Here is a 12,633-nt window from a genome sequence, read left to right as displayed (position 1 = left end):
AAGATTTGCGTCGACGGACTGGCTTTGTTTCGCCTCAGACTGCACTCCGGTCAGTTCGAGGGGCTGGGGGTTGAAGGCCGTCGACATCGGGGTACGTCGCGAGGCGTTGAGCGGCTCCCTCATCGAGTCGAGGAGCGTCGTGCTCGAACCGGTGCACCATCCTCGGACCGGACAGTTCGCCCCGATGTGCACCTTGAAAATCGCGCAGGTCCCTGGAATACCATATTTTACGTAGAACGGTGCGTGCTCGTTTCGGGAGAGTTCGCGCCCAGATCGGGTCGACTCCCCCGCCGGGCGCCGAGACGGGTCGCAACCTGAGTCGGAGCCGGATCGGACCGTCAGCTGGGAGGGATGGCGGCCGTCGGGCGGCGGTCGCCCTGGAGCGATTCGACTCAGGCGGTACGCCGGGGTGCGTCGGGTTCGAACTCCACAAGTCGTTTTTTCGAAATGACATGGGGAAATGTCGGGTGTTCGTTTCGGGAACTCGCCCGGTTTCGCCGGGGTTGATGGCGTCCGCCGCCGGACGCGTACCGGGCGAGTCGACACGCCCCTCGGGCAGGGGCTCGCCGGCGCCGGAGGCGACTCGGTGGAGGACGGATCGAGAATCGGTCGACAGACCATCGGGGGGGGTCTCGGGGCTTCGGGGAATCTCGTGAGTGGGGTCATGGGGCGGATCCCTCCCATCAAGATGATCGAGGATTGGTCTCGGGATTTGCATGTTTTCTCGGAAACCTCGGGGCGGGCGGTGGCGATCGGCGAGGGGTCGCGGGTGGGGGGGGGCAGGGCTATACTCGCCACGGCGGCGACGGGCGGGAGGAAGGCCGAGAGTCGGGGAGGATCGAATCGTGTCGGCGCGGATCCTGGACGGGAAGGAGACGGCCCGGGCGATCCGGGGGGAGCTGGCCGGGCGGGTGGCGGCCGTCCGGGATCGGCTCGGCAGGCCGCCGGGACTGACGGCGGTGCTCGTGGGGGACGACCCGGCGAGCGGGATCTACGTGAAGAACAAGGAGAAGGCCGCGGGAGCGGCCGGGATCGCCGGGGAGGTGCGGCGGCTCCCGGGGTCGACCTCGGAGGCGGAGCTGCTCGACGTGGTCGATGCGCTGAACGCCGACCCGAAGGTGGACGGCATCCTCGTCCAGCTCCCGCTGCCGAAGGGGATCGATCCGGATCGGGTGATCGACCGGATCCTCCCGGCGAAGGACGTGGACGGCTTCCACCCGGAGAACGTGGGCCTGCTGGCGATCGGCCGGCCGAGGTTCGCCTCCTGCACGCCGCTGGGGGTGGTCGAGTTGCTCCGTCGGCACGGCGTGGAGGTGAGGGGGGCCCGGGCGGTCGTGCTGGGCCGGTCGAACATCGTCGGCAAGCCGATGGCCATGTTGCTGTTGCAGAAGGGGAGCGTCGGGGACGCGACCGTGACCGTCTGCCACTCGGCCAGCCGGGACATCCCGGCGATCGTCCGGGAGGCCGACCTGCTGGTCGCCGCAGTCGGGCGGCCGGGGTTCGTCCGGGGCGACTGGATCAAGCCGGGGGCGGTGGTGGTGGACGTGGGGATCCACCGCCGGGAAGACGGGTCCCTCTGCGGGGACGTGGTGTTCGAGGAGGCGTCGGAGGTCGCCTCGTGGATCACCCCCGTCCCGGGCGGCGTGGGGCCGATGACGATCGCGATGCTGCTTTCGAACACGGTGGCGGCGGCGGAGCGGGCCGGCGGCGGATGACTCGGGTCCGGTCGGCCGGCAGGGCCGGGCCGTCGGGGGCGGGAGGCGGCCCCTCCCGGGAGGGGTGCGAGGCCCCCGGCCGTAGGGCAGGATACTCATGATCTTCAGGACACGACTATGATCCGATTCGGCATCTGCAACGAGCTGTTCGAGGGCTGGGGCCTGGGCCGGACCTGCGCGGAGGTCAAGGGGCTCGGGTATGAGGGGATCGAACTGGCCCCCTTCACGCTGGCGGAGCTCATCACCGACCTGGGAAAGGACCGCCGGGCGGAGATCCGGCGGACGATCGCCGACGCGGGGCTGGAGACCATCGGCCTGCACTGGCTGCTGGCCAGGACGGAGGGATTCCACCTCACGAGCCCGGACCCGACGGTCCGGCAGGCGACGCAGGACTATCTGAAGGCGCTGATCGAGGCGACGAGGGACCTGGGAGGGTCGCTGATGGTCTTCGGCTCTCCGAAGCAGCGTGACATCGCCCCGGACGTCTCCCGGGAGGACGGGGAACAATTCGCCGCCGAGGTGCTCGCCGCCGTGACCGACGACCTGGAGGCCTACGGGGTCGACCTCTGCATGGAGCCGCTCTCGACCGCCGAGACCAACTTCCTGACGAGCATCGAGGAGACGAGGGGGCTGATCGAGCGGGTCGGCCATCCCAGGGTGACGTTGCACCTGGACGTGAAGGCGATGTCCGGCGATCCGGGCGGGAGCGTCGAGGGCCTGATCCGGGCGCACGGGGGCGTCGCGGGGCACTTCCACGCGAACGACCCGAACCTGAGGGGCCCGGGGATGGGCGACCTGGACTTCGGGCCGATCATGAAGGCGCTGGTGGCGTCGGGCTACCAGAACTGGGTGTCGGTGGAGGTCTTCGACTTTTCCCCCGGGGCCGAGGAGACGGCCCGGCAGAGCATCGCCTGCCTGAAGCGGAGCCTGGCCGAGGCCCTGGCCTGATCCGGGCGAGCCCCCGTCCCCGACCGCGGCTTGTCGACGCGTCGAGGGCCGGGCTATGCTCGCGACATGACCGACCGGCGGGCCGATCGGGCCCGTCGTGACGAATTGAGCCGAGCCGAGGCGATTCGAACTCCCACCGGACCTCAATCATACTGGAGACGAGACGATGGCCGACATCCGCAAGGGCGAGGTGACGATGAAGGGGAACCCGGTCGACCTGGTCGGGCCCCGACTGAAGCCGGGGAATGCCGCTCCGGGGTTCTCCTGCGCGACCAAGGGGGACGCGGGGCTCGCCCTCGTCTCGCTCGCCGACACCGGCGGCAAGGCCCGGCTGTTCAGCGTCGTGCCCTCGCTGGACACTCCGGTTTGTAACACGCAGACCCGGACTCTGTCGAAGACCCTGGGCGAGTTGGGGGACAAGGTCGCCGCCTACACGATCAGCATGGATCTCCCCTTCGCGATGGCCCGGTTCTGTGCCGAGGCCGAGGTCGCGAACATGACCAACCTCTCTGACCTGCACGACCACAGCTTCGGCGAGCACTACGGGGTGCTGATGCACGGCCTGCCGGTGCCGCTGCTGGCCCGGGCCCTGTTCGTGGTCGACCCGGGCGGGTCGATCGTGCACGCGGAGTACGTGAAGGAAATCGCGTCCGAGCCGGACTACGTCCCGGCGATCGAGGCGTTGAAGAAGGCGGCCGGGGCCTGAGTGGCGGTCCGCCCTTCGGCGATCGGGGCAGGGAAGGTCATCGGGCGAGGCCGACGGATTCGGCCTCGCCCGACCTGCGCCCGGCCCAGTAGGGGGACGAGGAGGGAAGCGACCGGCAGGGGTCGTTCCCGCCGGGGGGCCAGGGCTGGTAGGCGACCTGCTCGCCGCAGATCGAGACGTGGACCCGGCACTCGGGGGCGCAGAGCAGGGCGGTACGGTCGTCGATCCGGCGATAGGCCAGGGCGCCGCCGTCGGCGTCTCCCCGGTGGGGGAGGCGGTCGCTGGAGCGCCCATGGGCGTCCTCGAAGAAGGCGGGCATGCGGCCCCGGCGCTTGTAGTCCTCGGCGACGACCCGCGAGACGCGGATCAGGTAATCGCGGTGCCGGGAGGCGGCGGTGGCCGGGGTCTCGAAGGCCATGAGGCTGAGAAGGGTCATCGTCGCGGCCGGGGCGAGGAGCACGGCGGAGACGATCCGGCCGGCGCCCTTGCCGTCGGGGAGCCGACGGAGCAGGGGGAGCCAGCAGATCAGCGCGACGGTCATCATCAGCCCGGCGACGAAGAACATCAGGCCGAGCATGAACTGGTCGACGACGAGATAGGACCCGTCGTAGCGCACCCAGGCCCCGGAGGCCACGAGGCCGACGCTCAGGGAAATCCAGGCGGTCAGGGCGAAGTGGTGGCGCATCGGTGAGCGGTGGGGTGGCCCGGGAACGTCGCCTCGGGCCGGGGCATCGACGTGGCCTTCGGCGGCGAAGGTCAGTGTAACCGATCGTCCAGGAGATGGGAGGGGGCCCGGAGCTGGTGGTCCGGGGAGAAGGCGCGTCGGGCCCGGAGGCCCAGCAGGGAGAGGACCGCCAGCCCGACCGAGCCGCCGATCGCCAGGTAGATGAGGATCTGGTAGCGGAAGGCGGTGCCCGGCGACGCCCCGGCGAGCAACTGCCCGGTCATCATGCCCGGGATGGCGACGACGCCGGCGACCATCATCCCGTTGATCGTCGGCGTCAGGCCGGCGGCGACCGCCGCCCGGAAGGCGGGGGCCGACGCCTGCCTCCCGGTGGCGCCCAGGGCGAGCCTGCGCTCGACGAGGTCGGCTTCGGATCGCAATTCGGCGTCGAACCGCTCGGCGGCGAGCGCCACGCCGTTGATGCTGTTGCCGAGGATCATGCCCATGAGCGGGATGACCACCGAGGGCTCGTACCAGGGGGAGACGCCCAGGGCCATCCGGGTCGAGACGGCCACCGCCAGCCCGGCCCCAAGGGCCATCGCGGCCGTCGCCTCGACCCGGAGCCGGCCGCCGCCTCGGGAGTGCCGGGCGCCGACCGCCTGGGCCGAGGCCGAGAGCATCACGACCGCCGAGACGCCGACCACCCAGGGGTGATCGACCGCGAAGGCGGCGTCCAGCACGACCCCGAGCAGGAGCAATTGCCCGGTCATCCTCGCCAGGCCGACGAGCATCGATCGGGCCTGACCCAGGCGCCGGCTCGCGAGCGTCGCCACCACGGCCAGGACCGGGAGCGAGGCCCACGCGAGGCCGACCCAGGAGGGGGCCGGGGTGTCGCTCATGGGAGGGGCCCCCCGGACCCGTCCGGGACGGACCAGGCCTCCGCGTCGGTTCGCCGGAGGACCTCGGCGGTCGGGCCGTGGTCGACGACCCGCCCGGCCTCGATGACGAACGCGTCCTCGCCCAGGGCGGGCGCGGTGCGCCGGTCGTGGGAGACGACCAGGGTGCGGAGGCCGTCGGACCGGGCGCGGCGGTCGAGCGCGTCGACGAGCCGATGCGTCGAGGCGGGATCGAGCCCGGCGGTCGGCTCGTCGAGGGCGAGGATCTCGGGGGAGGTCATCAAGGCCACGGCGATCGCCAGGCGTCGGCGCTCGCCGCCGGAGAGGCCGGAGGCGTCCCGGTCGAGCTGATCGGCAGGGAGCCCGAATTCGGCGAGGGCGTCGGCAAGCCGGGCGTCGGTCGGGGGGGGGATGCCGGCGACCTCCGCGGGATAGAGGAGGTTCTCCCGGATCGAGCCGGGCAGGGGTCGGGGATCCTGGGGGACCACGGCGATCGACCGGCGGAGCAGGCGGACGGGAAATGCGTGCAGGGGCTCCTCGCCGAGGAGGATCCGGCCCGAGGACGGGTCCTCCAGGCGGTTGAGCAGCCGGAGCAGGGTGCTCTTGCCGGAGCCGGAGGGACCGACCAGGATCGACCGCCGCGCGGGATCCAGTTCCAGGTCGATCCCCCGGAGGATCTCGGCCGATCCCCGGGCGACACGGACGCCTTCCAGCCGGAGGGGGAGACCCCGGGGCCAGCCGTCCGGGAGGTCGAGGTGAAGTCGAGCGGGCACGGGAGTCCGAGGCGTTCGGGACGAGTGCGGTCCTCCGGGAGCGACATTGTGGCAAATCGGCGGGAGTCGGGCCAGGAGGCCCGCCCCGTCCCGTTGATCGGGCCGGGCGGATCGGGGACGATATGGGACTCCCGAACGGCCCGAGGTTGCCGATCGGGTCCACCGAGCGACGACCCGACCCGCCGATGCCGCTGGACCTCCTGACCCGACTCGACCCCCTGCGACGCGTCCAGTGCCCGTACTGCTTCGAGCGGTTCGCGGCCTTCGAGCTGCACGTCAAGTGCGACAGCCCCGCCTGCGAGACCGACTTCGGCCGCCAGGTCGAGGATCCGATCCTCACCCGGACCTATTTCGGGTCCGGGGCCGATTCCATGATCCGGAGCCCCTGGTGGGCCGACCCCCGGCGGGATGCCCGGAGGGGACTCCGGCGGCACCTGGACTGGATGGTCCTGCCCGGCCGTCTCGACTGCCCGGCGTGCGGCAACGCCACCGATTGCCGCCTCTGCCCCCGTTGCCATCAGCGCCTGCCCGACGCGGCGATTTCCGGCCGGCCGGGGCACATCACCATCTTCGGCCCCCAGTCGGTGGGCAAGACGACCTACATGACGGTCGTCCTCCACGAGTTGGACCAGCGCTTCGGCCCGGAGCGGGGCCTGCTGCTGGAGCCGATCGACGAGGAGGTCCGACGGCGGTACTCGCAGGAATACCGGGACGTGACCTACGGATCGGCGATGCAGGGGATCGGCGTCGGCCAGTGGGGGGAGGTCTCCCGTCAGGCCCACATGCCGACGCCCCCGCTGGAGGTCAACCGCCGGGTGCTCCAGCCGCTGGTCTACCGGGTGAAGCGGCGGGGAGCCTCCGGGGCCGAGCCCCTTCTCTCGTTCTCCGACTTGGCGGGGGAGGACTGGGAGATGAACTTCTCCGTCCTCCGCCGCGAGGCCGGGCACCTGATCCGCAAGGCCAGGGGCCTGCTCCTGCTGATCGACCCCTTGCGGATCCCCCAGGTGGCGAGGGACTCGAGGGTCCGGCTCACGCCGAAGGAGGCGATCGCGCCCCCCGCGGAATACCGGGAGGACCTGTCGAAGCTCGCCGCCTTCTTCGATCGGACCCCCGTGAAGGTGCCGCTGGCGATCTGCCTGAACAAGCTCGACCGCTGGGGGCCCCTGATGGCTCCGGGGACGGCCCTGCACGAGGTCGCCACCTCGGTGCCGGGCGAGCTCGGGCGGGAGGACTCGGACCGGCTCATCCACGAGGAGGTCCGGGCCGCGATGCGGCGTTGGGACCAGCTCTCGTTCCTGGAGCACCTGGAGATCGACTTCCCCCGCCACCGCTTCTTCGCCTGCTCCGCGCTGGGGGATGCCGCCCAGGAGGAGGAGGACTCGCCCCAGCCCCTGCCGACCCCGCTGCTGGTCGACCGACCGCTCCTCTGGTTGTTGAAACAGCAGCAGTTGATCCGGTGAACCGAGCGCGAGCCCATCATGAGCGACCCGATCCCGCCCGACGAACCCCACCCGACGCCCCCCCCCGGGTCGGAGTCCGAGGCCGCCCCCCGGCCCGACGCGGACGCCGAGGCGGATGAGGGATTCGTGGAGGTTGCCGTGGTCGGGCCCGCCGAGGCCTACGAGGCGATCGACACGATCCTCATCCCGTACCCGGGCGAAGAAGGCGAGCAGCCCTTCCCCCGGGAGCCGATCGCCCCCGGGGAGGGGGGGGAACCGGGCGTGTCGATCACCGAGGCGATCGAACGCCTGGGGGTGGACCTGGGGGGGAAGCTCGACCGGCTCCAGGGGGTGGTCGATCGGGAGCTGCGGGCCGAATCGAGCCGAGAGAAAGTGGTGGACCGGCTCCACGCCGAGCTCCAGGAGTACAAGAGCGACCTGCTCCTGAAGGTCACCCGGCCGATCTTCATCGACCTGATCCAGCTGCACGACGACATGGGCAAGATGGCCGACTCGCTGGAGGGCGAGCGCGCCTCCGGCCTGCTGAGGGAGTTCCAGCAGGGGATCGAGGACGTGCTCTATCGCCAGGGCGTCGAACCATATCGGGTCGAGGGGGACGGGTTCGACCCGAGGCGGCAGCGGGCCGTCTCGACGGTCAACGCCGATGAGCCCGCCCTGAACAAGACGATCGCCGCCCGGCTCCGGCCGGGCTTCGCCAGCGGGGAGAAGGTGATCCGGCCCGAGCTGGTTTCGGTCTTCTCGACGAGGAAGCCGCCGGCCGACGGATCGGGTCCGGGAGGGGCCGAGGCCTGAGGCCGATGTCCGGGGTTCCATGCGGGAGGCCGGGATGACGTTGACGACCGCGATCGTGTTCGCCGCGGGGCTGGCCCTCCTGATCGGGGGGGCGGAAATCTTCGTCCGTGGTGCGTCGAAGCTGGCGGCGGCGCTGGGCATCTCGCCGCTGATCATCGGCCTGACGGTGGTGGCCTTCGGCACCAGCGCGCCGGAGCTGGCCATCTCGGTCCTGGCGGGGCTCGAAGGCCGCCCCGACCTGGCGTTCGGCAACGTGGTGGGCAGCAACATCTTCAATACGCTGTTCATCCTGGGGGCGTCGGCGCTGGTCGCGCCGCTGGTGGTGGCCCGGAGGCTGGTGCAGCTCGACGTGCCGCTGGTGATCGGGGCTTCGGTGCTCGCCCTGGTGATGGGGATGGACGGCAGGATCGGCCGCCTCGAGGGGTTGGGCCTGTTCGCCGGGATCGTCACCTACACGATCTGGCTCGTGCTCCGGGGCCGGGGGGAAGGGGTCGTGGGCGGCGAGGTCGACACCCGCCCCGACCAAGGGCAGGCGGGGCCCGGTCGGCTGGCCATCGACCTGGCGATGATCGCCTCGGGGCTGGTCCTGCTGGTCGTCGGGTCGAGGATGCTGGTCTCGGCGGCGGTGACGATCGCCTCCGGGCTGGGGGTGAGCGAGATGGTGGTCGGGTTGACGATCGTGGCGGCCGGGACGTCGCTGCCGGAGGTGGCGACCTCGCTGCTGGCGAGCCTGAAGGGGGAACGGGACATCGCCGTCGGCAACGTGGTGGGCAGCAACCTGTTCAACCTGCTCTGCGTGCTCGGCCTGACGGCCTCGGCGACCGGCGGGATCCCCGTGCCGGCCGAGGCGCTCCGGGTGGACGTGCCGGTGATGATCGCGTCGTCGATCGCCTGCATGCCGATCTTCTTCAGCGGCCACCGGATCGATCGCTGGGAGGGGTGCCTGTTCCTCGGCTATTATGTCGCCTACACGACCAACCTCGTCCTGGCCGCCACCGGCCACGAGGCCCTCGGGTCCTTCCAGGGCGTGATGGTCGCGTTCATCCTCCCCCTGACGGCGATCACCCTGGGGGTGATCACGTATCGGGAATTCCGATCGCGATGGCGGGTCGAGTCGGGTCACGGATCGGACTGAAGGGGGGAGATGATCGGACGGGGGCTGCCAGGCAGCCGGTGCTTGACGCTCATCTTGATGAGAGGCAGCGATCGGACGTCCGCCGACCGGATGGTCGGTGACATCGCCGGACCGAAGGAGGGAGAGCCGATGAACCGGGACCGAAACCACGTCTCACGCCGCCGGATGCTTGGGGGTCTGTCGTTCGGCGCCGCCATGTTCGCCGTGAGGGGTGCCTTCGCGGAGGAACTCGTCCGGACCCCGGCGCAGACCGAAGGTCCGTTCTACCCCGACCACCTGCCGCTGGACACCGACAACGACCTCCTCGTGATCAACGACGAGATCACCCCCGCGGTCGGCGAGGTGACCCACCTCTCCGGCCGGATCCTCGACGCCGGAGGGGAGCCGATCCGGAACGCCCTGGTCGAGATCTGGCAGGTCGACAACCAGGGATCCTACCTCCACACCGGCAGCGCGAATCGCTCGGGCCGGGACGACCACTTCCAGGGCTTCGGCCGGTTCCTGACCGGCTCGGACGGCTCGTATTACTTCAGGACGATCAAGCCGGTCCCCTACCCGGGCCGGACGCCGCACATCCACTTCAAGATCTGGAAGGGGAGGGAGCCGCTGCTCACCACCCAGTGCTACGTGAAGGGCCACCCCGGCAACGACCGCGACGGCGTCCTCCGCGGGATTACGGACGAGCAAGCCCGACGGGCCATCCTGGTCGATTTCGCCCCGGTCCAGGGGTCCTCGATCGGCGAACTGGCCGCGCGATTCGACGTGGTGCTGGGTCAGATCCCGCAGGGCTGATCCCGATCGGTCCGAGGGCCGCTCGACGGGGGAGGGGCTCGGTCCGTTGTCCTGAGGCCCCGGTCGCCCCGGCGTCCAGGGCGACCCCGACCGACTGGTCGGAGCCCCACCCGATCGCGATCGGGTGGGGCTCCGACCGAGACGATTTCGAGGAGGAGGGTCAGGGGCGAGGTCCCGTGTCCTTCGGGGCGGGCTCGATCCGGTAGACGGTCTCGCCGAGCTTGACGACGACGGGCTGGCGGAACGCCAGGTACTGGTTCGCCGCCGAGGGCTGGGATCGGGCGAGGGCGAAGTACGGATCGGTGAACTGGACGACGCGCTCGGCCCCGGACTCCTGCTCGGGGGTGACCGTCGAGTCGAGCCATCGCCCGTCTCGGTAGAAGAAGGTCTTCGGGCCGACCTTCCTGACTGTCGAAACGGGGACGGAATTCCCCTCGAAGTCCCGGGCCTCGGCCAGCGTCCCTCCCAGGCCGAAGCCCCTGGCCGGTCCGGCCATGCCTCCCATCCCTCCCATGCCGCCGAAGCCTCCGCCCAGGCCGCCGAAGCCACCGATCCCGCCTCGGAATCGGCCGAGTTGTCCGGCCCGTCCTTCAGGGGATTGGGGCTGGCCCTGGGGATCGAGGCCGGGGGCGATGGAGAGGGAATCGGCGATGATTGCCCGTTCGGCCTGCTTGTAGAAGGCCTTGTTGGAACGCTGGCCGACCCCGGCGGCGCCCTGGACCTGTTCGAGCCGGGAGAGCTGCTCCCCGGCGCGACGGTTGTTCTGATCAAAGGCGTGCAACTGAGTCCCCTCGTCGGCGAGGAACGAGGTGTAAGGGGTCAGGATGCCGTAGCGGGTACTCAGGCGGACGAGCTCTTCGGTCAGTTCGGGGTTCTTCCCGTGCAGGTCGATCTGGTCGATGATGTCGCCGATCCGCCGCGAGGCCCAGAGGGGCTCGACGAAGTCGTAGCGGGCGTTCTCTCCGGGCCGGGCGAGGTCGGCCTCGAACTCGAAGGTCCGACGCTCGTCGCCGACCATGCCGCTGATCCGGACGGCCGTACGGCCGGATCCGGTATAACGGCCGACCCACGAAATCTGGCCGCCCTCGAACAGGTCGGGCAGATCCCGGGGGTAGGCGTGATTGACACTCGTCCCGGACAGCTCGACACGCAGGTCGGCGAGCACGGGGCTGGTGAGCTTGGAGTAGAAGCGGGAGACGCTGGCCTCGATATCCTCGTCGGGCTTGACGTAGTCGGTGGTACCCCCGTGGTCGGCGCCGAGGCGGTCGAGGAGGCGGGCGTTGACGTCGAAGCCGACCCCGAAGGGGAAGACGCGGGCCCCGGAGTCGTTGGCCTGCCGGGCATGCTCGGCGATCCTCAGCTCGTCGGTCTCTCCGGCCGTGGGGAGGCCGTCGGTGAGGAAGATGACGTAGCGGGGCCGGCCGTCGTCGTGGAGCATCTCCAGGCTGGTGCGGAGGGCGGCGTCGATGTTGGTGCTGCCGCCGGGCCGGATCCCCTCGACGAAGGCGAGGGCGTCCCGGCGGGTTTCGGGGTCATAGCGCTGCAACTCCGGCTTGTAGGTCTCGACCCGGTCGTCGTAGGCGACGATGTTAAACGTGTCGTCGGGGCGGAGGTTGTTGAGCACGAAATCCAGGGCATCTTTAGCCTGATCGATCTTCTCGCCGGACATGGAGCCGGAGCGGTCGATCGCGAAGACGACGGTCTTGGCCGACGGCTCCCGGTCCCGGTCGTCGTGGCCCGGTGAGGGGCTGGCGAGCAGGAGGAAGTAGCCGTCCTCGCCGCCGTCGGGGCGGTAGCTGAGGACCGAGGCGCCCAGCCCTCCCCGGTCGACGGTGTAGAAGACGCGGAGATCGGCCGCCGGGATCACGTCGTGTGCGTCGTAGGAGACCCTGGCCTCGTGGTCGGACTCCAGTTCGGTGCTGACGTCGTGGCTGGGGCTGTAGATCGACTTGATGGGGACGCGGCTCTCGACCCTCATCGACAGTTCGAGCGTCCGGATCGGCTTGCTGGTGAACTTCTGCGTGCCGAACGGGTAGGAGAACTCAACGACGTTCCGGTCCCGAGGGAGGAGCTGGGTGTAGGTCATCGTGACCGTCCGCTCGGCCCGGGGGGGGATCGGGAAGACGCTGGTGCGGATCAGGCCCCTGCCCATGTATTCGAGCAGGGCGGGGTCCCGCTTGCGTCGGACGATCTCCTCATAGATCCGCCGGGCCTCGTCGGCATTCATCAACTCGCCGACCAGTTCCCGGCCGTCGACGAGCAGGACGAAATCCCGGATCGAGCCGGCGTCGGGGACCGGGAAGAGGTATTCGGCCTCGATCACTCCCTCGGTGGGATTGCTCAAGGTCTGCGAGACCCGGACCCTGGCCACCTGCTCGCGGACGAGGGCATCGACGACGACCGATTCCACGTCGAAGGACCCCGCGATCGGCCGGTCGGACCGGCGGTCGACGACGATCCCCTGGCCGGGGGTCTCGGCGGCGGTCGCCACGAGGCAAGCGACCCCGAGGACGAAGGGGCGAACACGGGGCATCGACATGACGATTCCTCCCTTTCTCGAGGGGCGACGGTCGGCGGGCCGGGTCGGGACCGAAGGGCGACGGGGGTCCCCGTCCTCATGACGCCCGAGGGCACTCGTTTCTTGGATGGATTCCCGGCGACCCGGCCCGGCTCGCGGTGGACCGGAGTCCGGGGAATCCTCCCGGAACCGGGGGCCGTCGGTCTGTGGTTGGTTTGAGGCCCGTGGAATCGA

11 protein-coding genes are annotated in these 12,633 nt (G+C 70.4%); 7 read left to right on the top strand and 4 right to left on the bottom strand.

Annotation, left to right across the window (positions count from 1 at the left end; all coding sequences use genetic code 11):
* Positions 1-845: 845 nt before the first annotated feature.
* From folD to tpx, 3 genes are all read left to right on the top strand, one after another.
* Positions 846-1,715: a bifunctional methylenetetrahydrofolate dehydrogenase/methenyltetrahydrofolate cyclohydrolase FolD gene (gene folD / locus ElP_RS25160; protein WP_145274690.1), complete on the top strand. Its 870-nt coding sequence runs from the start codon at positions 846-848 to the stop codon at positions 1,713-1,715.
* A 117-nt stretch (positions 1,716-1,832) separates the two neighbouring features.
* Positions 1,833-2,663 (top strand): sugar phosphate isomerase/epimerase family protein, encoded by an 831-nt coding sequence (locus ElP_RS25155; RefSeq protein ID WP_145274688.1) that lies wholly within the window; start codon positions 1,833-1,835, stop codon positions 2,661-2,663.
* 166 nt (positions 2,664-2,829) lie between these two features.
* The gene (tpx, locus tag ElP_RS25150; protein ID WP_145274687.1) at positions 2,830-3,369 is read left to right on the top strand and encodes a thiol peroxidase; all 540 of its coding nucleotides are present in this window, start codon (positions 2,830-2,832) and stop codon (positions 3,367-3,369) included.
* Between the two features lie 37 nt (positions 3,370-3,406).
* Here tpx and ElP_RS25145 read toward each other — a convergent pair whose 3' ends face one another.
* The 3 genes from ElP_RS25145 to ElP_RS25135 all read right to left on the bottom strand — a co-directional run bounded on the left by ElP_RS25145 (position 3,407) and on the right by ElP_RS25135 (position 5,702).
* The gene (locus ElP_RS25145; RefSeq protein WP_145274686.1) at positions 3,407-4,054 is read right to left on the bottom strand and encodes a hypothetical protein; all 648 of its coding nucleotides are present in this window, start codon (positions 4,052-4,054) and stop codon (positions 3,407-3,409) included.
* Positions 4,055-4,125: 71 nt separating this feature from the next.
* Complete coding sequence (locus ElP_RS25140; protein ID WP_145274685.1) at positions 4,126-4,932, bottom strand: ABC transporter permease; 807 nt, start codon at positions 4,930-4,932, stop codon at positions 4,126-4,128.
* Positions 4,929-5,702: an ABC transporter ATP-binding protein gene (locus tag ElP_RS25135; protein WP_197446355.1), complete on the bottom strand. Its 774-nt coding sequence runs from the start codon at positions 5,700-5,702 to the stop codon at positions 4,929-4,931. The genes ElP_RS25140 and ElP_RS25135 overlap by 4 nt, the downstream gene beginning before the upstream one ends.
* A 185-nt stretch (positions 5,703-5,887) precedes the next feature.
* Between ElP_RS25135 and ElP_RS25130 the strand changes: the two genes are divergently transcribed.
* From ElP_RS25130 to ElP_RS25115, 4 genes are all read left to right on the top strand, one after another.
* Positions 5,888-7,162 carry a hypothetical protein gene (locus ElP_RS25130; RefSeq protein ID WP_145274683.1) on the top strand — a complete coding sequence of 425 codons (1,275 nt, stop codon included), beginning with the start codon at positions 5,888-5,890 and terminating at the stop codon, positions 7,160-7,162.
* A gap of 18 nt (positions 7,163-7,180) precedes the next feature.
* On the top strand, positions 7,181-7,954 hold the full coding sequence (locus ElP_RS25125) for a nucleotide exchange factor GrpE (RefSeq protein WP_145274682.1): 774 nt from the start codon (positions 7,181-7,183) through the stop codon (positions 7,952-7,954).
* Between the two features lie 34 nt (positions 7,955-7,988).
* Positions 7,989-9,089 carry a calcium/sodium antiporter gene (locus ElP_RS25120; protein ID WP_145274681.1) on the top strand — a complete coding sequence of 367 codons (1,101 nt, stop codon included), beginning with the start codon at positions 7,989-7,991 and terminating at the stop codon, positions 9,087-9,089.
* Positions 9,090-9,218: 129 nt separating this feature from the next.
* Positions 9,219-9,881 carry a dioxygenase family protein gene (locus tag ElP_RS25115; RefSeq protein ID WP_145274679.1) on the top strand — a complete coding sequence of 221 codons (663 nt, stop codon included), beginning with the start codon at positions 9,219-9,221 and terminating at the stop codon, positions 9,879-9,881.
* A gap of 160 nt (positions 9,882-10,041) precedes the next feature.
* On the opposite strand, the gene ElP_RS25110 is transcribed toward ElP_RS25115, so the two are convergent.
* Positions 10,042-12,420 carry a VIT domain-containing protein gene (locus tag ElP_RS25110; RefSeq protein WP_231749254.1) on the bottom strand — a complete coding sequence of 793 codons (2,379 nt, stop codon included), beginning with the start codon at positions 12,418-12,420 and terminating at the stop codon, positions 10,042-10,044.
* Positions 12,421-12,633 lie beyond the last annotated feature (213 nt).

This window comes from Tautonia plasticadhaerens, from assembly GCF_007752535.1.
Classification (GTDB): Bacteria; Planctomycetota; Planctomycetia; order Isosphaerales; family Isosphaeraceae; genus Tautonia; species Tautonia plasticadhaerens.
This window is presented reverse-complemented; position numbering and strand designations above follow the sequence as displayed.

What these genes read in the sequence shown, in the direction of transcription:
- ElP_RS25155 (WP_145274688.1), top strand. Translation starts at nt 1,833, where the DNA reads ATGATCCGATTCGGCATCTGCAACGAGCTGTTCGAGGGCTGGGGCCTG.
- tpx (WP_145274687.1), top strand. Translation starts at nt 2,830, where the DNA reads ATGGCCGACATCCGCAAGGGCGAGGTGACGATGAAGGGGAACCCGGTC.
- ElP_RS25145 (WP_145274686.1), bottom strand. Translation starts at nt 4,054, where the DNA reads ATGCGCCACCACTTCGCCCTGACCGCCTGGATTTCCCTGAGCGTCGGC.
- ElP_RS25140 (WP_145274685.1), bottom strand. Translation starts at nt 4,932, where the DNA reads ATGAGCGACACCCCGGCCCCCTCCTGGGTCGGCCTCGCGTGGGCCTCG.
- ElP_RS25130 (WP_145274683.1), top strand. Translation starts at nt 5,888, where the DNA reads ATGCCGCTGGACCTCCTGACCCGACTCGACCCCCTGCGACGCGTCCAG.
- ElP_RS25125 (WP_145274682.1), top strand. Translation starts at nt 7,181, where the DNA reads ATGAGCGACCCGATCCCGCCCGACGAACCCCACCCGACGCCCCCCCCC.
- ElP_RS25120 (WP_145274681.1), top strand. Translation starts at nt 7,989, where the DNA reads ATGACGTTGACGACCGCGATCGTGTTCGCCGCGGGGCTGGCCCTCCTG.
- ElP_RS25115 (WP_145274679.1), top strand. Translation starts at nt 9,219, where the DNA reads ATGAACCGGGACCGAAACCACGTCTCACGCCGCCGGATGCTTGGGGGT.
- ElP_RS25110 (WP_231749254.1), bottom strand. Translation starts at nt 12,420, where the DNA reads ATGTCGATGCCCCGTGTTCGCCCCTTCGTCCTCGGGGTCGCTTGCCTC.